We start from the raw sequence: 23,459 nt of genomic DNA on the forward strand, positions 1-23,459 counted from the left end.
CTACAGTGGAATTAGGCATTACATTTTGGATCAAACCGCTATTCAGAGACTTTGTAGTATTTGGTTAATTCTTCAAATACGGGTGCTTTGACATTGTCTTTTAAGATATAGCGGGTAATCACACCTTGATCTGTATGTATTTCCATAAAGATATTTTGCGAGCCTTTGAAGTCCCCCATTAGGTTGACTGGAATAAGCACACTGTTACGAGAACGATTTGCTTTAAATGCAAAATCAATTTCAGTTGGCCCAATCACATTAAATGAGTGACTTTTTGCACCATCACTAAATACAACTTTTTCAATATTATATTTGGTATAGGCGCTATTTAAGCTGAGTTTCACCTTTAAAAAGTCTTTATGTGTCTCATTCCACACCACAGTGACGATTTGACAAAGTTCACTTGGCTGGCAAATTAATAATCCCTGTGTACCTACATTTGAAGTGGCATCATTAGGATTTGAAGCACACCCAGTGATCAGTAATACACCTAAAGGTATACATAATAATTTCTTTATCATACTTTTTAAATCCTATTGTATGCCCAAGAATTGGAATGGCTAAGCGATCTTAAAACAAGAACTGGCTTTACCTGTATAAAACGTTGCTTGATCAAGCCCCAATTCAAGCTTTTTTGATTTGACTATCTCTTATAGTCAATGTCTTATAATTCTATCCAAAAAACATTCGACGATACAGTAGATTCAAACAAATAAAGTCTTTTATGTTTTAGTGGGGTACACCCGTAAATAGCGAATGTATCTAATTCTGTGTTCGGTATTAAGTCGAATAATCATACAGACATATTGCGTATTACACTTAACACATCTACACATGAATATTCCAGCGGTCTATTGAGTTAGATCGATAGAGCCAAATACATCAGTTTATATAGTAATTTTTATGTGAAACATTCTGACCTACAACAAGTTGGTATAAAATAATGGATTAATCAGTTAAAGCGCTGAGATTTCAGCTCCAAATGCAAGATAAGCAAACTTGCCCAGAAGTATTTTAAGCATATTATGGATACATGTCCGCTTAGGATGATCAAAGAAAATCCGCATGAACATAGCCACCACGTGCTAAATTTTGTAGAATAATGCTTTATCTCCCTTGGTGCTGGTCATGACCGCTTGGACACCCCACGTTACTGTTGCGACAGTTGTAGAAAAAGATGGAAAATTTCTTTTTGTAGAAGAATATACCGAAGGTGTAAGCCATACTGTGTTCAATCAACCCGCTGGGCATGTTGAATATGGTGAAACTATTATTCAAGCAGCGTTACGTGAAACCATGGAAGAGACAGGATATGCAGTAGAAATCAATTCATTACTGGGGATCTATACCTATACCCCACCCATGTTTCCAGACCGCACTTATTTTAGATTTTGCTTTTTAGCGCATGTGACTGAATACTTTCCAGACGCACAGCTGGATACAGATATCATTGGACCACAATGGATGACGCTTGAAGAACTGCTTGAATCTGCTCGCGCAAGAAGTCCTTTGGTCATTAAAGCTGTACAAGATGCACTTTCTGGGCAAAAATACCCACTTTCGCTCATCTATGAGCACCAAAACTCTCCTTTAATTTCAAATTTGGATGCCTAATCCTATGCAACAACGTGTCATCGTCGGTATGTCGGGTGGTGTAGATTCATCTGTTTCTGCTGCACTTTTACTTCAACAAGGATATCAAGTTGAAGGGCTTTTCATGAAAAACTGGGAAGAAGATGATGGCACGGAATATTGTACCGCAATGGATGACCTTGCTGACGCACAAGCGGTGTGTGACAAAATTGGGATCAAACTCCATACTGCAAATTTTGCAATGGAATATTGGGATCGCGTATTTGAACATTTCTTAGCAGAATATGCCGCTGGGCGTACACCAAACCCAGATATTCTGTGTAATAAAGAAATTAAATTCCGTGCATTCTTAGATCATGCTGTCAATTTAGGCGCTGATTTTATTGCAACTGGACATTATTGTCGTCGTGGTGAAACAACCACAAACTCAAAAGGTGATCAATATGCGCCTTTATTGCGTGGTGTAGACAATAACAAAGACCAAACCTATTTTCTTCACGCAGTCCATGGTCGTGAAATCAATAAGACCTTGTTCCCTGTTGGTGAAATCGAAAAACCACAAGTACGTAAAATTGCGGAAGAATTGGGTTTAGCCACTGCCAAGAAAAAAGATTCAACAGGAATCTGCTTTATTGGTGAGCGCCGTTTTAATGACTTCTTAAAACAATATTTACCGGCACAACCTGGAAAAATTGTCTTAGATACTGGAAAAGAGGTTGGTGATCATCACGGCTTAATGTACTATACGCTCGGTCAGCGTGGTGGTATTGGTTTAGGCGGTCTCAAAGGTGCTGAAGAAGGTGCTTGGTTTGTTCTACATAAAGACATTGAATCTAATCGTCTTGTAGTTGGGCAAGGTCATGAACATCCACTGATGCAGAGTACCATTTTATGGTCTGAAACTATTGACTGGGTTGCGGGTGAACAAGCAATTCCAGACACTGGTTTCCGATGCACGGCAAAAACTCGTTACCGTCAGCCTGATCAAGCATGTACAATTTATAAAGATACAAACACTCCGAATGGTGTTCGTGTCGAATTTGATGAAGCACAGCGTGCCGTTACTCCGGGACAAAGTGTTGTTTTCTATGTCGATGAAGTATGTTTAGGTGGTGGTGTGATTCATCATACCAACGCACCAAAACCAGATTTTATTGAGTAATGATTAAAAATTATTTAAAGGAATTTAGGCATGGTTGAGTTGCCCTTTCAACAGCCTCAGACTTTGAATCAACGCCAAAATCGAGCTTTGGCGTTAGCAGCTGTGTTTCAAGCAACACAGCTGACGCATATGACTGCAATGTCAGGACGTCAAAGTATTGGTGAAAGTGGTAATTTCTATTTTGAACAGCTCATCAAAGCTAGCCTCAATATTCGTCCTTCTGCCAATCTATCCGGTCAAACTTTAGATTTTTTCAATCAATTGGCAGACATTTCTTTAGGTTTAAAAGCTTTAGAAAGTAGTATTACACAACCTTTCTCGACATCACCGAAATCTAGAATTCCTAAAATTGCCAATGCAAAACTACCAATGACTTATGCAATGTCGTTATTGGCCTTGGAAAAAAAAGTCTATAGCAATTCAAAATTTGTTGAAATTATTGAACAATCTCAACAAAAAATATTAAAACAGCTGTCTTTTTTTGATAATAACTATTTACATCCAAGTATCATTGCCAATTTAGCACAAACCTATGTCGACACTGCTGGTCAAATTAATCCTCGAATTCTAGTTCGCGGCAATGCAGAGGCCTTTAAAGACTCTGCCCATACCAATCGTATCCGCGCCAGTTTATTCACAGGCTTACAAATGGCACACCTATGGCGTCAATTAGGTGGTAGTTCATGGAATATGATCTTTAGCAAACGCAAACTTCTTCAAGATATTCAAGATCTGGCTCGATTACAATATCAGGTTGTTTAATTTGATACTGTTCGGGTTACGCCATTCGCTCTAATTCCAAAATTTAAGGAATCTTTATGAACGCTTTAACCGCCCTTTCTCCACTAGACGGACGCTATGCAAGCAAATGCGATGCATTACGCCCTTACCTCTCTGAGTTTGGTCTCATCCATGCTCGTGTGACTGTTGAAGTGCGTTGGTTACAAGCGCTTGCAAATCGTCCTGAAATTACAGAAGTGCCCGCTTTTTCTGTTGCAACCAATACTGCTTTAGATGCGATTGTTACTCAATTTTCTGAAGATGATGCTAACCGTATTAAAGAGATTGAGCGTACCACTAACCATGATGTAAAAGCGGTTGAATATTTCTTAAAAGAAAAAATTGCACATATTGATGAGCTTAAAAATGCAGGTGAATTTATTCACTTCGCATGCACTTCAGAAGACATCAACAACCTTTCTCACGCTTTAATGTTGAAAAGTGGTCGTGAAGTATTAGTTGTTGCTATGCAACAAATTGTTGATTCTATTGTGGCTTTATCTGAAACACATGCTGAACAACCGATGCTATCACGTACCCATGGCCAAACTGCTAGCCCAACGACTTTGGGTAAAGAAATGGCCAATGTTGCATATCGTTTAGCACGTCAAATCAAACAGTTTAAACAAGTTGAATTATTGGGCAAAATTAATGGTGCAGTGGGTAACTACAACGCACACTACTCTGCTTATCCTGAAATCAACTGGCCTGCTCACTCGCAAGCATTTGTTGAATCACTCGGTTTAACCTTCAACCCTTATACAACTCAGATCGAACCACACGATTACATCGCTGAATTGTTCGATGCTCTACGTCGTTTTAATACAATTTTAATCGACTTTAACCGTGATGTTTGGGGCTATATCTCTTTAGGCTTCTTTAAACAACGTCTAAAAGAAGGTGAAGTCGGTTCTTCGACAATGCCACACAAAGTCAATCCGATTGATTTTGAAAACTCAGAAGGTAACTTGGGCATTGCAAATGCAGTATTAGCGCACTTAGGTGAAAAATTGCCAATTTCCCGTTGGCAACGTGACCTCACGGACTCTACCGTATTACGTAACATGGGTGTTGGCTTGGCACAAAGTTTAATTGCTTTTGAAGCATGTTCAAAAGGTATTGGAAAACTTGAACTTAATGCGACACGTATTCTTGAAGACCTTGATCATGCACAAGAAGTATTGGCTGAACCAATTCAAACTGTAATGCGTCGTTATGCAGTTGAAAAACCATATGAAAAATTAAAAGCATTGACTCGTGGTCAAGCGATGACACGTGACATGATGGTTGATTTTGTCAATGGTACTGAGCTTGAAGCTGTACCTGCTGCTGATCGTGCACGTTTGGCTGAAATGACTCCTGCTACTTACACAGGTAATGCTGCGGATCAAGCCAAAAAAATTAAAGATTTGATTGCTAAAATCTAAGCTTTTAATCATCTAAAAGACCTAAAAAATGCGAAGCCGATGCTTCGCATTTTTTTGCATTTTGATTACAATGCGCAGTAATAATTTTTAGAAAATACCATAATGATTTATCATGCCTTAACAAAAAAACATTGGCTTGTTCTTGCTTTGCTTGCAATCGCAATCATTCTTGCCAGTATCAATCCCTTAGAATACCCATCTTACATGCTGCATCAGATTGGCACCTTACTCATGCTGATTGTTCTATTTTTCTGTCTAAAGAAAATAGGACTGACATTTTCATCATTTTTATTGTACATCCTCTTCTTGGTGATTCATGTCATTGCTGCACATTATCTTTATTCTTATGTGCCTTATAATGATTGGTCAATCAAATACTTAAACTTTGATCTCAATCAAGCAATGGGGTGGACACGTAACATGTTTGACCGCTTTGTACACTTATTCTATGGCTTATTTCTTTACCCATTTTTCTACCGAATTTTCCAAGTGTGGTTACCAAACTTAAAGCCTAAAACCTTATTTTTATTAGTCATTCAATTTGTTATGGCAACCAGTTTATTTTATGAATGGATTGAATGGTGGATTGCCATTGGCCTATCTCCAGAAGAAGCTGAAAACTATAATGGACAACAAGGTGATATATGGGATGCGCATAAGGATATGTTCTTAGCCACCATTGGTGCAATCATGACAGGACTAGTCTCTTTAAAAGCTGCGGCAAAAGGGAATCATCCTCAATAATACGGACTTTCCTCTCAATATACTCACTCAGCGATCAAGTTGTTGGTGAGTATAGAATCCACTGAGTTTTACTTTTGCAATCTTTGTTTATTCTCTAAGATATCGGGCAAACTGCGCTCGATCCAACCAATCAAATAGTTTAATTTTTCAGCCGCTTGTGCACCTAAAATCGTCAATTGGTACTCTACTTTCGGTGGTACTTCAGGGTAAACCGTTCTCAATATAAAGCCATCTTGCTCAAGCACTTTTAATGTCTGTGCCAGCATTTTTTCGCTGATCCCCTCAATTCGATTGCGCAGTTCACTAAAACGTTGCACACCATCATTTAAACAACGTAAAACCAATACAGACCATTTGCTGGTTAAATGCTCCAATATTTCTCTAGATGGGCACTGACTGGATAAAACTTGACCAATTAAATCACTTGAAGCATAGATGCTCATAAATTCTCTCTACACAGTAATTAGCTTACTTTTAGGTACGTACTTACATATAGTAAGTTTAATGATTATGATAATAACATCAAGTTTAAAAAACATCCAATTTAAATCATATTTAAAGGTGAATTTATGAAAATCGCAATTACAGGCGCAACGGGTCAACTTGGACAATTGGTGATCCAAGCCTTACTTCAACATACTGCTGCTGAAAATATTGTGGCGCTGGTTCGAAATCTAGATAAAGCACAGTCGCTCAAACAACAAGGGATCGAAGTTCGTCTATTTAACTATGATCAACCTGAAACATTAATACCTGCTTTACACAATGTAGATAAATTACTTTTAATTTCAGCCAATGAAATTGGTCGTCGTACCCCACAACATAAAGCAGTTATAGATGCCGCAGTCGCAGCCAAAGTTGAACACATTGCCTATACCAGCTTACTCAATGCAACAGATAACCTACTCGGTTTAGCGCAAGAACATCGTGAAACAGAAGAACTTATTCTGCAAAGTGGTTTGAAATATACGTTTTTACGCAACAATTGGTATAGCGAAAATTATCTTGGTAACGTTAAGCATACTGCGGAAACAGGAACGCTTTACGGCAGTGCTCAAAATGGAAAAATCAGTTCAGCTTCTCGTTTAGATTATGCCGAAGCTGCTGCTAAAGTCCTTACTTCCTCAGATCATGAAAATAAAACTTATGAGCTTGCAGGTTCAAATCATTTTACCCTTGCAGATTTAGCCTCTTATATCACTTTGGCATCAGGTCAAACTGTACAGTATCAAGATATCAGCTCGGAAGATTATACTCAGTCACTTCTTACGGCAGGGTTACCCCATGCACTAGTAGCGGTTATTGTTGACGCAGATGTACAGACTGTAAATGGTGCAATGTATAGTGAAAGTAAAGACTTGGAACATTTAATTGGTCGTAAAACAACGCATATTCAGGATCAGGTTAGAGCTTTATTTTAGGCATTTTTAAAGATAAGCATGGGCTTAATACAAAATTTAAGCCCATGCTATACTGAGCAATTAAGGATGAATATTTTTGATAGGAAAATCGATATTCATCTCCAGATCTGCTAGGGACTGTCTTTCTGTGTTGTACATGGTTGCACGGAACACCGCAATTTTTCTCATCGTCATTGGATCATTAATATTCAGTATTGGCTTAAGTTTATGCTTCACATACAAATGAATCACTTCATCAAAATCTAAATAAACAGGTCCATCAAACATAATTTTGATTGGAACTTGATAACGTCGTTTTAACTTAAATGGCACCGAAAGTTTAATCGGAATATCCACTTTTAAAGGAAATTGAGGCAGTAGTTTATTTTGATAAACCAAATCCGTGGTTGTTTCTAATGGCATTAGCGTTTCAATCTGAATATCAGTCTCATAATCAAGCTCAACCTCAATCGGCGTTGTTACAACAAAACTTAAATTAGCCAAATATTTGCCTTTTAAAGGTAAAGCCAACTCACGGTCAATCGTCAACTCAGTATCTAAAGCACCTTGTGCATGTGTTTGTAAATAATTCCCCACATGGATTTTTGTCGGTAAAGATTCCGACAATTGAATTTGTGCCCTTTGCGCAGAAACCTGCATTGAGGCATGAATATTCAAATACAACCAAACGCACAGCGCAATGAGCAATACGACGCTCATAAAAGTGAACAACAAATTTCGTATAGATTTAAAGATCCACATTTCCATACCACCCTATTTTAAAGCTTCGGACTGTGGTTGTTGTGGTTTTACTGGCGGATGATCGCGGCGTGATAGCCTTAAACTATTGAGCGGAATTTTAAGTTGCCCTTTTTCAATTTTTACCGGTAATGTATTTTGAACATCTACTGTTGCTTGAAGTGCTGATTTAATTGGAACATTGAGGTGGCCCTGAATTGGAATATTGGTTTTTAATGTCGCATCAAGTGGCACATGTAAATTTTCTTTAAGTAACACCTTTACTGGGGCATCAAACTTTAAATGAATATTTTGGTTGAGTGGCACTTGTAAATTAATCGGCACATCCATATGAATCGGGATGTTCCCTTTTAATGGTAAAGTAATATCTTTACCTAACACAGTGACTTTAACCTTGGTATCAATCGGCATATCCTGATTGATTTTGATCACTTCATTCACAGGAATTGTGGTTTGAATAGGGACTTCATTATCAAAATACACATGTGGGGTTAAGGTTTGTGTAATCGGTAAGTTTAGCTTTTCATGAATAGGAATTTCAGCTTTCACTTTTCCTTTGACATCCACATCTAATGCGTCATGAATTTGTACTTTGGCTTGTAAAGGTTCTTTTAAATCGATACGCACAGCTTGATTTTCAAGTGGAATATAAATATTAAAATGTTTAAATACCCAGATTGCAATCAATACACCACACACCGTAGCAATAAGAATAAAGGCAACTCCCGCCATAACTTGCTTCAACTGCAAAATCCTGTCCTTAATTTTTATCCTTAATTATTTTTTATTTTAAATACTTATGTGAATTAATATGCGTTTTTATGTATAAAAGTCGAAGAATTTTGTTTAATTATTAAACAATTGATATCTAATCTACGGATTATTTCGAAAAATCAGCTAACCAATAGCACTGCACAATTGCTGTATTATTTTTATACTCAACACTCACATCGCCTTTTTCATGATTTTGATTGAATTTTAGAGTTTTAAATCGCTGCTTTGCTGTTGTAGCACTCAGATCAAAATATAAATATTGATTGTATTGTTGCGCGGGACGACCAAAACTAAATTCTATTTTGCGAATAGGAATGCCAGCATAAATGACATTTTTTAATTTATACGTGGTTGAGTCATAAACCTGTTTATCCACATATTTTACATCAATCGTATAGTGTTCAAGTGGTGCAATCAGTTCTGAATTTTCATTATGAAAATCGTATTGCTGCCGAATTGCACAGTTTTGTTCGAAGCGATCTTTTAATAAAGGACGTAGTTCTAAGGATTTGGCATGTGTAGCTCCCGTTAGCAGTAACATCATGCTCAGTAATATCTTTTTCTTCATGTGATTTTCCTTTGTTGCAAATTACTTTATATAAAATAGCTTTTATTAGACTTCTTGCGTTAGTCAAAAATGAGCATTTAATACTTGTATCGTTTTAAATAATGATGAAACCATAGATGGTCTTTCTATCGTAAGGCATCACCTAAGCAAAGCAATTTAAACTTTAAATGTGGCATTGCAAACTTGCTTTTCATACACCTATTTCTATGTGATAGTAAAAAGTTTCATCACTTTTAGAAATCATCCCAAAACTTAATTCACAATAACACTATTGAAGTCCATTTTTATCAGACCATAAACAGATAGCAATTGCATCACTCTTGCCCTTTCCAGCCATCACAAAATTTGCAGCTTTAGTTGGTTGCTGTATATTGCTTTTAATCTTATTAAATTGCTGTTTGGCTGAAGCCATTGGAAGATCAAAGTACAACGTCTCACTCAAAGTCAAACCGCCCCCATCAAAATTCAATTTTATTTACGACTAATCCCCTGTAAGTCGTATTTTTAAACTAAAATTTTTGCTGACGTAAGCCGCTTGCTCTTCTACTTCATCCTTAACTACCTGATTCATTAAAATTACCTGCATCTCATCATGAATATAAAAATCGAATTGTTGACCAATCGCACAATTTTGTTCAAAACGATCCTGCAATATAGGAGTTAAATCAAGACTTGTATGCGGAGTTGCGTGAATCATTGTTGATAAATTCAGCAAACTTAAAGCAAAAATTGATAATTTTTTCTTTATTTTTAATATTCTCTAAGTTTTAATTAGAATCATAAATTAAAACTTAAATAGAACCATAACTTTATAATATAAAAAAAGGAGCTCCATTTGAAGCTCCTTTTCGACGACTCTTAGAAATTATGCATTTGTTTCAGCTGGTACTTTTGGATAGCTTACACCACATACTTGTTCAGCAATACGCAATACTTGGCAGCTATAACCAACTTCGTTATCGTACCAAACGTAAGCTGTTAAACGGTTACCAGAAGTAATTGTTGCTTGTGCGTCAAATACACCCGCTGTACGCGAACCAATAAAGTCAGACGATACAACTTCTGTAGAGTTAGTATAGCCAATTTGACCTTGAAGGTTAGAGTTGATCGAGATTTGACGAATATATTCGTTCACTTCTTCACGATCTACTTCTTTCTCAAGTGTTAAGTTAAGAATAGCAAGTGAAACGTTTGGTGTTGGAACACGTACTGAATTACCTGTTAATTTACCTTGTAACTGAGGTAATGCTTTCGCAACAGCTTTTGCAGCACCTGTTTCTGTAATAACCATATTCAGTGTTGCAGCACGGCCACGGCGATCTGCTTTGTGATAGTTGTCAATCAAGTTCTGGTCATTAGTAAATGAGTGAACAGTTTCCACATGACCATTGATCACTTTGTATTTGTCTTCTAACACTTTTAAAACTGGTGTGATTGCATTAGTAGTACAGCTTGCAGCAGAAATGATTTTGTCTGAATCAATGATGTCCGCTTGGTTAACACCAAACACCACATTCTTCATATCACCTTTACCAGGTGCTGTAAGTACAACACGACTTACGCCAGGGCATTTAAGATGCTGAGATAAACCATCGATATCACGCCATTTACCAGTATTATCAATCACTAATGCATTGTCGATACCATAAGCTGTGTAATCAACTTCAGCAGGACTAGATGCATAGATCACTTTGATAAAGTTACCATTTGCAATGATTGCTTCATTTTCTTCATCCACAGAAATCGTTCCTGCAAATGGACCATGAATTGAATCACGACGTAACAATGAAGCACGTTTTTCTAAATCACCATCAGATGATTTACGTACAACGATCGCTTTAAGGCTTAAACCACGACCAAGACCTGATTGGCTAATGATCAGACGCGCTAAAATACGACCAATACGACCAAAACCATAAAGAACAACATCTTTAGGCTCAACTTGTGCGGGACGACCTTCTAAAGATTGAACAGCTTGAGCAACAAATGCATCAATATCGCCGCCCTTTTCTTTATATTCAACTGCAAGTTTACCTAAATCAACTTCAGCAGAACCGATATTATCTAATTTCGCTAAAGCTTCTAAAATAGGGAAAGTATGTACAACAGAAAGCTCAACATCCATCATACGTGTACGACGGTGTGCTTTAAGGATTTGAATTACTGAACGGTTCACTAAAGAACGACCGTACACAGAAGTCACAATGTTTTTTTCACGGTATAATTGACCGATTAATGCAATCATACGTTCCGCAATTTCTTCACGGTTTTTCCAGCGACCTTGGTGCTCTGCATGTAGGGCGATGATAGTGTCTTTGCTCACAGATACGTCCTCTATTTATGTATATCTAGACATGGATTTTTAAACCCCACAATTGTAATGTAATTCTCATTTAGTTGAAATCAAATCGTGATACATTTTTATAGAATTTTGTCATACTGGGTATTTTATTTTAAATTATGCCTTGATCTTTAAATAATATTTCAGTTCTATGTGGATTTTAGTCGTGATATTGACTTTATTAGAGTAAGAAGAAAAATAAAGATCATGTTAGATCTTTAAATTCCAAATTGCTACACTTAACCTGCTGTTAATAGTAAAGCTATCACACATCTAATGAGTTAGATCTTGTTAAAGTCACGATTCTAAATGACAATCCAACTATTATCGATCTTTGTTTTAACTAACGGATTCTTTCGTCCAATTTTTCAATATTCAATACTAAATTTTTCCGTTTATTGTTTTGTTGATAGATATGCCAAATCCCCTCTAATACCAAAATACTCACAGCACACCAAATTGGAATATAGGTAAACCATTCATCTGCAGAAATAGACTCTCCCAACGCCAACGAGGCTAGCGCCAACAAAACAGGTTCTAAATAACTTAATAACCCAAACAAAACCATCGGCAAATAACGACTGGCTAAAATATAGCTACCTAGACCAATTGCACTCAAAACTCCAAGCCCTGCAACCACAAGAATTAAAACGGGTGAGTTAGCAAATTGACTATATGCTTCTAATCCAGTTTGGGTGAAATAAATTGCAATAGGAATACAAATTAAAATATCCCACCAAAAGCCACCTAAATTATCGGTTTTGATGGTTTTTCGAATCAAGAAATAAAGAGAGTAACCTAATGCAACACTTAGTGTTTCCCATGCAATACTACCCAAACGCCATAATTCATGCCCCACACCAAGCACAGCAAAAGCAACGGCAACCATTTGGAATCTTGATAATTTCTCTTTATAAAATAAACTACCTGCGAGTACAAGGACCAAGGGTAATAGAAAATACCCAAGTGAAACTTGTAATCCCCGCCCATTCATTGGGCCCCACAAGAAAAGCCATAATTGGAAACAGGTCAAAATAGATGTAATGATTAATAAAAGTAATAAAGCAGGTTGTTTGAGGATTCGATAATAAATCGCTTTAACATGAACAAAATCACCACTCCATAGCATGAATAAAGTAAGGAACGGCAAAGTCGCAATAATCCGCCAACCAAAGGTTTGCTGACTATCTAGATCGCCCAACAATTTGGTATAAAAATATAAGACTCCAAACGTTACAGATGCCAATACAGACAATACGACGCCCTTAAACATCTGTGGCCTCACCATGATTTTCAAATAAACTCTTAGGCATTATAAACACCTTCACCCAAAATTAATTTGAATTCTCAATTATTTTCAAAATTAAGGATTTACAACTACTTTAATATTTAAAATATATCAACTTAAATTTTCTATCTTATTCTTGCGTATTCTGTTTGGTTCGAATCAGATCTTTTAAGTTAAAACCTACCGTCTGCGCATAGCGGAGAAATTCAATCACCTTTGCTTCATCTGGATGAGGATCTCTAGACAGTAACCACAAATATTTTCGTTTAGGTTCTCCGACCAAAGCCATTTGATAGTGTGAATCAATTTTTAAAATCCAATAATCACCACGGCCCACAGGCATCCAACGAACCGCTTCAGGAATAAAACTCACTTTAAATTTTGAATTAAAAGGCTCATTACTGATAAATGCTTCACCCAGTGAACGCAATTCTTGTCCATTTTGATCGACGCATCGATTATCTACTGCAACATTACCATATTCATTTACGGTATAACGTGCAGTGACATCTGACTTACAGTCTTTTTGAAAATACATTGGTTTACGGGCAATTTCATACCATAATCCTAAATATTGACCCAATTCCAATTTTGGAATCGCTGCTAAAGTCGAATTTTCAGCATAGGCTTTTGGATATAAAAAGCTCGAAAAAACCACCCCCAACACGATTATTAATTTTTTGAAGTCATATAATTTGGGTAATATTTTAAATGATTGCACTTTATACCCTCAGCATTACTTTTTACTATTTATTATAAAATAATCATAAATTTAAACTTAGACTGTAGCTTTATGTATCCTTGTTTGGCCTAAAGCTACAGCAAGTGCAAAAGTGAAATCACGTCAATAAAGCAATTATTTTAACATTCTATTTTTTAAACGCACAATTTCGTCTCGTAAACGCGCAGCTTGTTCAAATTGTAATTCTTTAGATGCTTTCAGCATTTCTTTTTCGAGTCTCGTAATATGCTTAGTAAACAGTTTTGGATCAGACAAAATGTGACGTTCATCAGCAGTTAAAGCTTGATGCTGATCATTTATGTTTACTTCAATTTGATCATCACTAATAACCTCACCCGTATCAATTTCTTTAATTGCTTGGCGTACAGCACTACGTGGAATAATACCATGCTCTTCATTAAATTGGATTTGTTTAGCACGACGACGATCGGTTTCATCTATAGCTTTCTGCATCGAATCGGTTATACGGTCAGCATATAAAATCGCTTTACCTTTTAAATGTCGTGCAGCACGACCAATAGTTTGGATTAACGATCGTTCAGAACGAAGAAAACCTTCTTTATCTGCGTCAAGAATGGCAACTAAAGAAACTTCCGGCATATCCAAACCTTCACGCAATAAGTTAATCCCGACCAGAACATCATGTACGCCTGTACGAAGATCATGAATAATTTTGACTCGCTCAACTGTGTCAATATCTGAGTGCAGATAAGCCACCTTCACCCCATATTCTTTTAAATATGAGGTTAAGTCTTCTGCCATACGCTTGGTTAAAGTAGTGACTAAAACACGCTCATCAAGTTCTTTACGGATATTAATTTCTGAAAGAACATCATCCACTTGCGTTAAAACAGGACGTATTTCGATTTCTGGATCGACCAATCCTGTTGGTCGCACCACTTGTTCGGCAACTTGTTCAGATTTTTCAAGTTCATATTTAGCCGGTGTTGCACTAACATAAATGGTGGTTGGGACGATACGTTCCCATTCTTCAAACTTCATTGGACGATTATCCAATGCACTTGGTAAACGGAAACCATAATTGACCAAGTTTTCTTTACGTGAACGATCGCCTTTATACATTGCACCAATTTGGGGTACAGTCACATGCGACTCATCAATAATTAATAAAGCATCATCTGGGATATAATCAAATAATGTAGGTGGCGCCTCACCCGCTGGACGACCAGATAAATGACGTGAATAGTTTTCAATACCGTTGGTATAGCCTAACTGTTGCATCATTTCTAAATCATAACGTGTGCGCTGTTCGATCCGCTGTGCTTCGAGTAATTTTTCATGGTCTTTAAAAAAAACTAATCGATCAGCCAGTTCATCCCGAATCGTTCCAATTGCACGTTGTAGATTATCTTTTGGAGTGACATAGTGACTTTTCGGATAGATTGTCACACGTGGTGCTTTACGTACCATTTTCCCTGTAATTGGATCAAACCATCGAATTGAATCGACTTCATCATCAAACAACTCAACACGAACTGCGTGTTGGTCTGATTCAGCAGGGAAAATATCGATAATTTCGCCACGAATACGATAAGTACCACGTAAAAATTCCAACTCATTTCGCGTATATTGCATTTCAACAAGTCTGCGAATAATATCATCACGACTAATTCTGTCCCCTTGTACAATATGCAATAACATACTCATATAAGCATTCGGATCACCCAAACCATAGATTGCGGATACTGATGCGACAATAATAGCATCACGGCGTTCTAATAAAGCACGCGTAGCAGAGAGACGCATCTGGTCAATGTGATCATTGATCGCTGAATCTTTTTCAATAAAGGTATCCGAAGATGGAACATAAGCTTCGGGTTGATAGTAGTCATAATAACTAACGAAGTATTCAACTGCATTGTTTGGGAAAAAGGATTTAAATTCACCATATAATTGTGCAGCAAGAGTTTTGTTATGTGCCATGACAATAGTTGGACGTTGCGTTTGCGCAATCACATTTGCCATGGTGTAGGTTTTCCCTGAACCCGTTACACCGAGTAGAAGTTGATCGTGAAAACCTTTATTTATGCCTTCGACTAATTTTGCTATTGCCTGTGGTTGATCTCCAGCAGGTTGATAATTTGTAACAAGTTCAAAAGGTTGATGTTCACTCACAATAATTCACTCTTTAACCAATCGGGAAGAAGCCATAATAGTTTAACAGAAACCAATTAAACCCATACATTGACACCTATTCTAGATGGGGCTTTTTACACAATATTCAACAAATACCTTGACCCTTTTTTATTTCAATAGCAACATGGAAACAAGCCAATTAAAAGATTGAAAAACATGACATATCACTATCATGATGAAAGCATAATCAAAACTTTGCCAGAAGATACTGTGTTTGTTTTTGGTAGTAATATGGCGGGTACTCATCAAGGCGGTGCTGCAAAAACAGCACATTTACATTTTGGCGCAACTAAAGGTGTTGGACGTGGCTGGGCGGGACAAAGTTTTGCTATACCCACCATGAATGAACATTTACAGCAAATGCCACTTTCGCAAATTCAACACTATATTGATGATTTTAAAATTTATACAAAAAATCACCCGAAGATAAAATATTTTATTACTTCTGTGGGTTGTGGTGTTGCTGGCTATAAAGTTGAAGAAATTGCCCCCATGTTTAAAGGTATTTCACGCAATGTGATCTTCCCTGCTTCATTCCGCCCATTTGTAGAAAAAACTTTGCCTAAGCTCACACAAAAATTGCTGCATAGCTTTATATCAGATGAGGTCATTTTTAGTTCAGATATAGAACAAAAAATTCAAAGCTTAGATTTAACTGAAGCTGAAAAAAGTCTCGCTACAATTATTCTCAATACACCCATGTATCCAAATGATAGTAATGGTCGAGATCGTATTTTTGAAATACAAGATATTCTTCACAATCTAAATGGAAAAGTATTTGAATTTCAGTCTGATTCAGAGGGTTCAATGATTTTTGGGGGAGCTATTTTAGCGCTTCTAGAACTCTATAATTTAAATGAAACAGACTTTATTTCAGTATGGACTGGCCAGCGTACCATTGCTGCACCAAAAGCAGAACATCGGGCTAAAAAGTAATATACTTCAGTGTGTGGTTATTTTTGATTGAACCAATCTATGTTTAATTTTTACTTAAGTCATATCGCTCGGAACAAGGTCTGATGACAGCCCGATTCTGTTTGAGCCTATAAGTCATTTTTAGACGATACAAGGCAAGTCATTTATAAAATGTCAACACCCCTAAACTAATAAGAGTGATATTGGAAAGCGTATGGAGCAAATGGATTTAACAATATTTGATTTGTCTCCAATTGCCATGTGGTTACAAGATTTTAGTGGTATAAAAAAAATATTTGATCAGTGGACGGCGCAAGGTATTCCCGATATTAAACAACATCTATTGGAGGATACTAGCCGTTTAAAACCCTGTTTGGCAGCGATCCGTACCATTCATATCAATCAAAGCACTCTGATTTTATATGAAGCTGATGATTTAGCGGAGATTTTAGAAAAATTTCCGGAAATGCATACAGAAAATACTGAACTATTACATATCCAATTTTTTTCAGCACTTTGGAATAAAGAAAAAGATTGCTCGATTCAAGTGGTCAACCTTAGCTGCAAAGGTAAAAAAATTGATATCCAACTTAGAGCCAATATTTTAACGGATGCGAAAGAAAGTTGGGATCGAGTTTTATTAACCACGGAAGATATCTCTCAGTGTCAAAATGCACGTCGGATTGCAGAATCCCTATTTTTGCATTCACCCACTGCCCTCTGGGTCAAAGACTATAGCCAAATAAAATCATTATTTAATCAATTGCTAGCGAATAATGTCACTGACTTAGATCAATATATTCAGCAAAACCCTGATTTTCTATTTCTTTGTTTTGAAAATATTCGATCAGTTGGTGTAAATCAAGCTTTACTGGATTTATTTAATGCCAACAATGAACAACATTTTTATCAGCATTTAAATCATATTTTCAGAGAGAATTATCAACAAAATTTTTATAAACAATTATTACATTTATGGGATGGCCATCATCAGCTTAAGCGAGAATGTGAGTATCGGTCAATCAACGGAGATTTGCTACATGTCCTCGAACAGTTTGTTATTTTTCCAGATTCAAAACATAACTGGGATACCGTGCAAATTGCCTTTACCGATTTAACAGAGCGTAAGAAATTAGAAGATCATCTGCTATATGCAAGCAAGCATGATCAATTAACTCAATTATATAATCGAACTTTTTTTGTAGGTGAAATTCAACGCTTACAAACTACCCCATTCAGTTCACTTTCATGTATATACTTAGATATCAATGGTTTAAAAAGGATTAATGATTTACAGGGCCATCATATTGGTGATTTGCTGATTCAACGTTTTGCAAATCTTTTAAAAAAATCCACCATAACCACCCCATATTCTGTTTCCCGTATTGGTGGTGATGAGTTTGTGATTCTTATGCCTGAATCAAATTATCAGCATATAGAGCTACTGCTTAAAATAATTAAGCAAGAAATAGAACTTGATCAAATTAACAATCCGCAACATCCACTTCATGTGGCGATTGGTTATGCAACAACTCACCATTATAAAAATATCGATGAGTTATTAAAAAAAGCAGATAAAATTATGTATCAAGATAAGCAAGCATATTATTTATTGAAGACCGATTAATAGTTTGACGGATTAAAAATATAATTTGAATTAAGTAACAGTTGTGCAAATCCAATTAAACGATAACCAGTTATCATAAAATACGATTAGTAATAAATATCATGAATTTTATTATTTTATATCCTCCTTTTTTAGGATATATTTCAAATATTCTAAAGCACCTCACATCGAACGAGAATCTTATAATGGAATTTTCTGATTCTTCTATTTTTGATATATCCCCTACCCCAATGTGGTTAGAAGACTATAGCGAAGTAAAAGAACAATTTAACCAATGGAAAAGTCAAGGAATCACAGATCTACAAAGCTTTTTAGAAGAAAATCCAGACCAGATCACAGCTTGTGCGCATAAAATTAAGATTCTTCAGGTCAATAAAAAAACCTTAAATTTATTTGAAGCAAGAACTCAACAACACCTCTATCAGAGCTTAGATATTATTTTTCAGAAAGAAATGCTGCATTCACATATTAAAGAGTTGGTTGCACTTTGGAATGGAGAAGCTGAATTTTCAAATACTACTGTCAATTACACGATTTCAGGTAAAAAGTTAGATATCAAATTACGCGGTATCATTTTGCCGGGTTCAGAAGTCAGTTTAGACCGAGTTTTAGTCACCACTGAAGATATTACTGACTATCAAAATGCGCGCCGTTTAGAAGAAAAAAATCGCCAACTGGCAGAATCTCGCTTTATTTATTCGCCAACTTCATTGTGGGTGGAAGATTTTAGTCGTGTAAGACTACGTATAGATCAACTCCGTGAAATTGGTATCGAAGATTTTCGTACCTTCTTAGATGTTCATACTGACTTTGTAAACCAGTGTATAGAAGATATCATCTTATTAGACGTCAACCAAGCAACACTGGATTTATTTAAAGCCAAAGATAAAGAGACCTTATTTAAAAACTTAAATAAAGTATTTGCAAAAGAGATGTACCAGACTTTCCGTGAGCAACTGATTGAGCTATGGAATGGTAAAATTCATCATCAACGTGAAGCTGTAAATTATGCATTAGATGGTTCAGTACGAAATGTATTACTCCAATTCACTGTTTTCCCAGGTTATGAACATGATTGGAGTCTTGTTCAAGTCGCATTGACTGATATTACTGCACGAAAAAAAGCAGAAACGTATTTGGAATATCTTGGAAAACATGATGTTCTCACAAAATTATTTAATCGTTCATTTTATACAGAAGAAATCAATCGTTTAGAGCGTGGCGTACTACGCCCGACTTCAGCAATTTTTATTGATATGAATGGTTTAAAAGCCATCAACGATCAGTTAGGTCATGATGTTGGGGATGAATTACTTCGACGTATGGGCAATATTCTGACTCGTACCATTACCAATACAAGTTATACTGCTTCTCGTATTGGTGGAGATGAGTTTGTAATTCTCATGCCTGCGGCAAATGAGCAAACCGTCGAATCAATGATCATGACTATTGAAGAATTACTCAATATAGATAACCAGTACTACTCGTCACAACCTATCAGCGTTGCAATTGGTTACGCAACAACAGGTGCAAATGAAAGTATAGATAATATGCTAAAACGAGCAGATTTACTGATGTATCAAAAGAAAAAAAAATATTATGAATATGTCACGGAAATGCTAAATGACGGTGCTTAACCATCAACAAAGATAAACAATAAGCTTGAAAAAATATTCTTTTGAACACTTAATATAAAAATAGGTGCATCAAGCACCTATTTTTATATTTTACACACTTAACGTTTTCCCATCGAACGACGTGTACCACGAGGTGGCATCCAAGTACGGTCTGCGTATTGCTCAGGTTTAGGGCGAACGTTGTTATGGGCAACATCATCATCATTTTCTAAAGATGATGGCATTGGAAATGGTAAATTCACCAATGGCTTCTTTTTGGGAGTATTTTGGGTGCTCATGTGATTCACTCAATTTTAACTGACTATATTGTACGTAAATTTCGGCTTTGATGCGAGTGCTCTTAAACTTTCACTTTTATTTGTATTCTCTTGATACATTAATTTTTGCTTTTCGTGAATATTTATTGAATTTGAATAGATATTAGACGACCAAACATGAAAAATTAGGCTATGATAATGTGCTTTTTATTTTTTTAATCCCTATAAGAAGGAATAATGCCGTGGACGTACGTCTCTCTGATCGTGTAAATGCCATCAAACCGTCTCCAACGCTTGCTGTTACCAACAAAGCTGCTGAATTAAAAGCTGCGGGTAAAAATGTAATCGGATTGGGCGCTGGCGAACCAGATTTTGACACCCCACAACACATCAAAGATGCTGCGATTACAGCGATTAACAACGGTTTTACCAAATATACCGCTGTTGATGGTACACCAGGCCTTAAAAAAGCAATTATTGCGAAGCTAAAACGTGATAACAATCTTGACTATGCTGCAAATCAGATTTTAGTCTCTTGCGGTGGTAAACAGTCTTTCTTTAACTTAGCACTTGCTTTGTTAAACAAAGGTGATGAAGTCATTATTCCAGCGCCATATTGGGTAAGCTATCCAGATATGGTGATCATTGCTGAAGGTGTTCCTGTCATCGTGAAATGTGGTGAAGAACAACGTTTCAAGATTACACCTGCTCAACTAGAAGCTGCGATTACAGACAAAACACGTTTGGTGGTTTTAAATAGTCCTTCTAACCCAACAGGCATGATCTACAGCAAAGCTGAACTTGAAGCTTTAGCAGAAGTGCTCCGTAAATATCCTCAAGTTTATGTTGCTTCTGATGATATGTATGAGCCGATCCGTTGGGATGATGAGTTCTACAACATTGCGACTGTAGCTCCTGACCTTTATGAGCGCGTTATCGTACTTAACGGTGTATCTAAAGCATATGCAATGACTGGATGGCGTATCGGTTATGCAGCAGGACCTGCAAAATTGATTGGTGCAATGAAAAAAATCCAATCACAATCAACTTCAAACCCAACTTCGATTTCACAAGTTGCTGCTGAAGCAGCGTTAAATGGTCCTCAAGATGTACTTCAACCGATGATTGAAGCATTCAAACGCCGTCATGATTTAGTTGTGAATGGTTTGAATGAAATTCAAGGGATTAGCTGCTTACCTGCTGATGGCGCATTCTATGCTTATGCCAATATTCGTCCTTTAATTCGTGCAAAAGGTTTAAAATCTTGCACAGAATTCTCAGAATGGTTGTTGGAAGAAACTGGTGTTGCTGTAGTTCCTGGTGATGCTTTTGGTTTAGGCGGCTATATGCGTATTTCTTATGCGACTGCTGATGAAGTACTTGTTGATGCACTTGCTCGTATTAAAAAAGCTGCAGATTCTATTGACGGTGTTGATGCAGCAATTGCTTCAATCGCAGCTGAAAAAGCAGCGCAATAACACGAGATTGGTTTAAATGAAAAATGGGTGTATTGATTACACCCATTTTTTTATCTTTATTTATATTACTTATCAACATGTCACTATTTTTATCAACAAGCTTCTATATTTTTTGTAAATTAATCTTTGAGGAGCAAGCCCGTGGTATTGTCTCCATCATTTCCAGTACCGTAATGATCTATACGTCCAGTATCAACTTGCACAGTAGATGTGTTTGCCGCATAGTACTTTTCATGATCGACTAATAATAACCCTGTGGTAGTGTCTCCATCATTGCCTGTGCCATAATGTTCAATTCTCGGCTCCTTATTTTGATCAAGCTTTAAATAAGGCACAAGTTTTATTGGCTCTTTCAATAAAAGACCTGACGTATTATCTCCATCGCTACCTGTACCAAAGTGATCAATGCGTATTTCTTGCGTATTTTGATGTGATGCAAAACTTAAACTTGAAACACTACAAAGACCAATAACAGCTAATCTGATTAAAGTTTTCATGTCATTCTTCCCATTGATGTATCACTTCATTCTAGAGGTCGAAACTATACAATTCACGGTCTTGGGAATTACATTTATGACATTAACCAATTTTTGTTCATCTTCAATAAAACCTGAAATCTAACCTAAATCTTTAAGTTTTATTGCTGTTCTGGATCAGTTTGGCTAAGTACGATTCAGTGTTAAAAAGCATTTAAAGCATAAAAAGCTACAGTTGATTATCTGTATTTATTGATGACTCTGCATCAATGATGCTCTAAATACTTTTGGTGCGCACCCATATGTTTGTGTAAAGGCACGAGTGAATGCTGCTTGTGAGCTATATCCTACTAATTCAGCAATTTGAAAAATATTTTTGTCTGTCTCTTTTAAAAACTGACTTGCCAGTCTCATCCGCCAATTTTTTAAATATTGAATTGGAGAAACACCGACCTGTTCAACAAATTTTTTAGCAAAACTTGAACGTGATTGATGGGTGGATTGAGCCAAATTTTCTACATCCCATGGATAAGCAGGACGATCATGCAGCAAAAATAATGCTTTACTAATCGTGGGGTCACGTAAAGCAACAATCCAGCTTTTATGTTCAATGGTTGCCTTTGCCAACCAAAACCGTATTGACCACACCAATAAAAGATCGATAATCCTTGAAAGCATCACTTGACTACCAAGGCTAGGATGTTCAAGTTCAAGCTTTATCGCAGCAACAGTCATTGGCACCCATTCTGCAATTTTATCCGTATCATTGTGCGATGGGACATGGATATAGCGAGGCAACCCTTCGATTATGGCTTCGCCATAAATCCCACAAAGTTTAAAAATACAGCTAATCACAGCGGCTGCTTGGTTTTCGGCATCCAACAATTCAATCGTGTGTTCTCCTACTGAAGGTAGAACAATAATATCCCCTGCTTTTAAAACGAGATCTAGGTTAGTGCATGCAACTTTAAGTCTGCATGTCGCCTGCTGAACGATATGGATATATGCATAATCCTGTTTAAAGCTTAACTGTTGTTGATCTGTAAATCGCGCGAAGTCATAGATCTCACCTGATATTTTTGCAAATTGATAAATATCAAAGAATATATCCGTTAAAGCACTTTTTTCTGCATATTCATCTCTCATTTTTTGTCACAATTCCTAAAAAGTGTTTCTGCAAAAACATTGGTGTTTCTGTTATTGTTAAATTGAATTTAAACATGAATAATCGTTTATAGAAGCTTTTTTGAGTATAAAAATTACATTCTGTATATATCCAATCTTTACACAAAAATTCTTCAACCATTTAGCTCAACAAATACAATAGCATTTAG

24 protein-coding genes are annotated in these 23,459 nt (G+C 36.5%); 10 read left to right on the forward strand and 14 right to left on the reverse strand.

Annotated elements, in window-relative coordinates; all coding sequences use genetic code 11:
- Window positions 1–38: 38 nt before the first annotated feature.
- Window positions 39–521 carry a hypothetical protein gene (locus ACG916_RS05915; RefSeq protein ID WP_419330212.1) on the reverse strand — a complete coding sequence of 161 codons (483 nt, stop codon included), beginning with the start codon at window positions 519–521 and terminating at the stop codon, window positions 39–41.
- Between the two features lie 607 nt (window positions 522–1,128).
- On the opposite strand from ACG916_RS05915, the gene ACG916_RS05920 reads away from it, so the two are divergent.
- The 5 genes from ACG916_RS05920 (at window position 1,129) to ACG916_RS05940 (ending at window position 5,706) form a co-directional block, all read left to right on the forward strand.
- Window positions 1,129–1,614 (forward strand): NUDIX hydrolase, encoded by a 486-nt coding sequence (locus tag ACG916_RS05920; RefSeq protein WP_419328284.1) that lies wholly within the window; start codon window positions 1,129–1,131, stop codon window positions 1,612–1,614.
- A 4-nt stretch (window positions 1,615–1,618) separates the two neighbouring features.
- Window positions 1,619–2,755: a tRNA 2-thiouridine(34) synthase MnmA gene (gene mnmA / locus ACG916_RS05925; protein WP_419328283.1), complete on the forward strand. Its 1,137-nt coding sequence runs from the start codon at window positions 1,619–1,621 to the stop codon at window positions 2,753–2,755.
- Window positions 2,756–2,785: 30 nt separating this feature from the next.
- Window positions 2,786–3,517 carry a high frequency lysogenization protein HflD gene (gene hflD / locus ACG916_RS05930; RefSeq protein WP_336953223.1) on the forward strand — a complete coding sequence of 244 codons (732 nt, stop codon included), beginning with the start codon at window positions 2,786–2,788 and terminating at the stop codon, window positions 3,515–3,517.
- A gap of 56 nt (window positions 3,518–3,573) precedes the next feature.
- Window positions 3,574–4,962: an adenylosuccinate lyase gene (gene purB / locus ACG916_RS05935; protein ID WP_336953225.1), complete on the forward strand. Its 1,389-nt coding sequence runs from the start codon at window positions 3,574–3,576 to the stop codon at window positions 4,960–4,962.
- A gap of 102 nt (window positions 4,963–5,064) precedes the next feature.
- A complete protein-coding gene (locus ACG916_RS05940) occupies window positions 5,065–5,706 on the forward strand; it encodes a DUF2238 domain-containing protein (RefSeq protein ID WP_419328282.1) in 642 nt (213 codons plus the stop codon).
- Between the two features lie 68 nt (window positions 5,707–5,774).
- Here ACG916_RS05940 and ACG916_RS05945 read toward each other — a convergent pair whose 3' ends face one another.
- The gene (locus ACG916_RS05945; protein ID WP_004721299.1) at window positions 5,775–6,149 is read right to left on the reverse strand and encodes a winged helix-turn-helix transcriptional regulator; all 375 of its coding nucleotides are present in this window, start codon (window positions 6,147–6,149) and stop codon (window positions 5,775–5,777) included.
- A 126-nt stretch (window positions 6,150–6,275) separates the two neighbouring features.
- Between ACG916_RS05945 and ACG916_RS05950 the strand changes: the two genes are divergently transcribed.
- Window positions 6,276–7,127, forward strand: a complete 852-nt coding sequence (locus ACG916_RS05950; RefSeq protein ID WP_419328281.1) for an SDR family oxidoreductase — start codon at window positions 6,276–6,278, stop codon at window positions 7,125–7,127.
- 60 nt (window positions 7,128–7,187) lie between these two features.
- On the opposite strand, the gene ACG916_RS05955 is transcribed toward ACG916_RS05950, so the two are convergent.
- The 9 genes from ACG916_RS05955 to uvrB all read right to left on the reverse strand — a co-directional run bounded on the left by ACG916_RS05955 (window position 7,188) and on the right by uvrB (window position 15,714).
- Window positions 7,188–7,868, reverse strand: a complete 681-nt coding sequence (locus ACG916_RS05955) for a hypothetical protein (protein ID WP_336953231.1) — start codon at window positions 7,866–7,868, stop codon at window positions 7,188–7,190.
- Window positions 7,869–7,880: 12 nt separating this feature from the next.
- Window positions 7,881–8,615 carry an MFS transporter gene (locus tag ACG916_RS05960; protein WP_336953232.1) on the reverse strand — a complete coding sequence of 245 codons (735 nt, stop codon included), beginning with the start codon at window positions 8,613–8,615 and terminating at the stop codon, window positions 7,881–7,883.
- 130 nt (window positions 8,616–8,745) lie between these two features.
- Window positions 8,746–9,207, reverse strand: a complete 462-nt coding sequence (locus ACG916_RS05965) for a hypothetical protein (protein ID WP_419328280.1) — start codon at window positions 9,205–9,207, stop codon at window positions 8,746–8,748.
- Between the two features lie 268 nt (window positions 9,208–9,475).
- On the reverse strand, window positions 9,476–9,655 hold the full coding sequence (locus tag ACG916_RS05970; RefSeq protein WP_336953234.1) for a hypothetical protein: 180 nt from the start codon (window positions 9,653–9,655) through the stop codon (window positions 9,476–9,478).
- A 33-nt stretch (window positions 9,656–9,688) separates the two neighbouring features.
- The gene (locus tag ACG916_RS05975; RefSeq protein WP_419328279.1) at window positions 9,689–9,904 is read right to left on the reverse strand and encodes a hypothetical protein; all 216 of its coding nucleotides are present in this window, start codon (window positions 9,902–9,904) and stop codon (window positions 9,689–9,691) included.
- A 168-nt stretch (window positions 9,905–10,072) separates the two neighbouring features.
- Window positions 10,073–11,530, reverse strand: a complete 1,458-nt coding sequence (locus tag ACG916_RS05980; RefSeq protein ID WP_336953237.1) for a glyceraldehyde-3-phosphate dehydrogenase — start codon at window positions 11,528–11,530, stop codon at window positions 10,073–10,075.
- Between the two features lie 361 nt (window positions 11,531–11,891).
- Entirely contained in the window at window positions 11,892–12,821 is a 930-nt protein-coding gene (gene rarD, locus ACG916_RS05985; RefSeq protein ID WP_419328278.1) for an EamA family transporter RarD, read from the reverse strand.
- Between the two features lie 145 nt (window positions 12,822–12,966).
- Window positions 12,967–13,557: a lipocalin family protein gene (locus tag ACG916_RS05990; protein WP_336953240.1), complete on the reverse strand. Its 591-nt coding sequence runs from the start codon at window positions 13,555–13,557 to the stop codon at window positions 12,967–12,969.
- A 135-nt stretch (window positions 13,558–13,692) separates the two neighbouring features.
- Window positions 13,693–15,714, reverse strand: coding sequence for an excinuclease ABC subunit UvrB (gene uvrB, locus ACG916_RS05995; RefSeq protein WP_336953241.1), 2,022 nt, complete (start codon window positions 15,712–15,714; stop codon window positions 13,693–13,695).
- Between the two features lie 177 nt (window positions 15,715–15,891).
- Here uvrB and ACG916_RS06000 point away from each other — a divergent pair, with 177 nt between their 5' ends.
- The 3 genes from ACG916_RS06000 to ACG916_RS06010 all read left to right on the forward strand — a co-directional run bounded on the left by ACG916_RS06000 (window position 15,892) and on the right by ACG916_RS06010 (window position 19,914).
- Entirely contained in the window at window positions 15,892–16,671 is a 780-nt protein-coding gene (locus ACG916_RS06000; RefSeq protein WP_336953242.1) for an A1S_2505 family phage non-structural protein, read from the forward strand.
- A gap of 202 nt (window positions 16,672–16,873) precedes the next feature.
- Window positions 16,874–18,277: a sensor domain-containing diguanylate cyclase gene (locus ACG916_RS06005; protein ID WP_419328277.1), complete on the forward strand. Its 1,404-nt coding sequence runs from the start codon at window positions 16,874–16,876 to the stop codon at window positions 18,275–18,277.
- A 185-nt stretch (window positions 18,278–18,462) separates the two neighbouring features.
- The gene (locus tag ACG916_RS06010) at window positions 18,463–19,914 is read left to right on the forward strand and encodes a sensor domain-containing diguanylate cyclase (protein WP_336953244.1); all 1,452 of its coding nucleotides are present in this window, start codon (window positions 18,463–18,465) and stop codon (window positions 19,912–19,914) included.
- Window positions 19,915–20,012: 98 nt separating this feature from the next.
- Here the strand turns inward: ACG916_RS06010 and ACG916_RS06015 are convergent, their stop codons facing one another.
- Window positions 20,013–20,192 (reverse strand): hypothetical protein, encoded by a 180-nt coding sequence (locus ACG916_RS06015; RefSeq protein WP_004721316.1) that lies wholly within the window; start codon window positions 20,190–20,192, stop codon window positions 20,013–20,015.
- Window positions 20,193–20,413: 221 nt separating this feature from the next.
- Between ACG916_RS06015 and ACG916_RS06020 the strand changes: the two genes are divergently transcribed.
- Window positions 20,414–21,649, forward strand: coding sequence for a pyridoxal phosphate-dependent aminotransferase (locus ACG916_RS06020; RefSeq protein ID WP_004721317.1), 1,236 nt, complete (start codon window positions 20,414–20,416; stop codon window positions 21,647–21,649).
- A 119-nt stretch (window positions 21,650–21,768) separates the two neighbouring features.
- Here the strand turns inward: ACG916_RS06020 and ACG916_RS06025 are convergent, their stop codons facing one another.
- Together ACG916_RS06025 and ACG916_RS06030 are read right to left on the reverse strand one after the other, a co-directional pair.
- Complete coding sequence (locus ACG916_RS06025; protein ID WP_419328276.1) at window positions 21,769–22,146, reverse strand: hypothetical protein; 378 nt, start codon at window positions 22,144–22,146, stop codon at window positions 21,769–21,771.
- A 228-nt stretch (window positions 22,147–22,374) separates the two neighbouring features.
- Entirely contained in the window at window positions 22,375–23,271 is an 897-nt protein-coding gene (locus ACG916_RS06030) for an AraC family transcriptional regulator (protein WP_419328275.1), read from the reverse strand.
- Between the last annotated feature and the right edge of the window lie 188 nt (window positions 23,272–23,459).

It is taken from the genome of Acinetobacter legionensis (genome assembly GCF_048552295.1).
Lineage (GTDB): Bacteria > Pseudomonadota > Gammaproteobacteria > Pseudomonadales > Moraxellaceae > Acinetobacter.

Bases quoted from the DNA above. Each gene is read 5' to 3' on its own strand.
- ACG916_RS05915 (WP_419330212.1), bottom strand. From the start codon at position 521: ATGATAAAGAAATTATTATGTATACCTTTAGGTGTATTACTGATCACT.
- ACG916_RS05920 (WP_419328284.1), top strand. From the start codon at position 1,129: ATGACCGCTTGGACACCCCACGTTACTGTTGCGACAGTTGTAGAAAAA.
- mnmA (WP_419328283.1), top strand. From the start codon at position 1,619: ATGCAACAACGTGTCATCGTCGGTATGTCGGGTGGTGTAGATTCATCT.
- hflD (WP_336953223.1), top strand. From the start codon at position 2,786: ATGGTTGAGTTGCCCTTTCAACAGCCTCAGACTTTGAATCAACGCCAA.
- purB (WP_336953225.1), top strand. From the start codon at position 3,574: ATGAACGCTTTAACCGCCCTTTCTCCACTAGACGGACGCTATGCAAGC.
- ACG916_RS05940 (WP_419328282.1), top strand. From the start codon at position 5,065: ATGATTTATCATGCCTTAACAAAAAAACATTGGCTTGTTCTTGCTTTG.
- ACG916_RS05945 (WP_004721299.1), bottom strand. From the start codon at position 6,149: ATGAGCATCTATGCTTCAAGTGATTTAATTGGTCAAGTTTTATCCAGT.
- ACG916_RS05950 (WP_419328281.1), top strand. From the start codon at position 6,276: ATGAAAATCGCAATTACAGGCGCAACGGGTCAACTTGGACAATTGGTG.
- ACG916_RS05955 (WP_336953231.1), bottom strand. From the start codon at position 7,868: ATGTGGATCTTTAAATCTATACGAAATTTGTTGTTCACTTTTATGAGC.
- ACG916_RS05965 (WP_419328280.1), bottom strand. From the start codon at position 9,207: ATGAAGAAAAAGATATTACTGAGCATGATGTTACTGCTAACGGGAGCT.
- ACG916_RS05975 (WP_419328279.1), bottom strand. From the start codon at position 9,904: ATGATTCACGCAACTCCGCATACAAGTCTTGATTTAACTCCTATATTG.
- rarD (WP_419328278.1), bottom strand. From the start codon at position 12,821: ATGTTTAAGGGCGTCGTATTGTCTGTATTGGCATCTGTAACGTTTGGA.
- ACG916_RS06000 (WP_336953242.1), top strand. From the start codon at position 15,892: ATGACATATCACTATCATGATGAAAGCATAATCAAAACTTTGCCAGAA.
- ACG916_RS06005 (WP_419328277.1), top strand. From the start codon at position 16,874: ATGGATTTAACAATATTTGATTTGTCTCCAATTGCCATGTGGTTACAA.
- ACG916_RS06010 (WP_336953244.1), top strand. From the start codon at position 18,463: ATGGAATTTTCTGATTCTTCTATTTTTGATATATCCCCTACCCCAATG.
- ACG916_RS06015 (WP_004721316.1), bottom strand. From the start codon at position 20,192: ATGAGCACCCAAAATACTCCCAAAAAGAAGCCATTGGTGAATTTACCA.
- ACG916_RS06025 (WP_419328276.1), bottom strand. From the start codon at position 22,146: ATGAAAACTTTAATCAGATTAGCTGTTATTGGTCTTTGTAGTGTTTCA.
- ACG916_RS06030 (WP_419328275.1), bottom strand. From the start codon at position 23,271: ATGAGAGATGAATATGCAGAAAAAAGTGCTTTAACGGATATATTCTTT.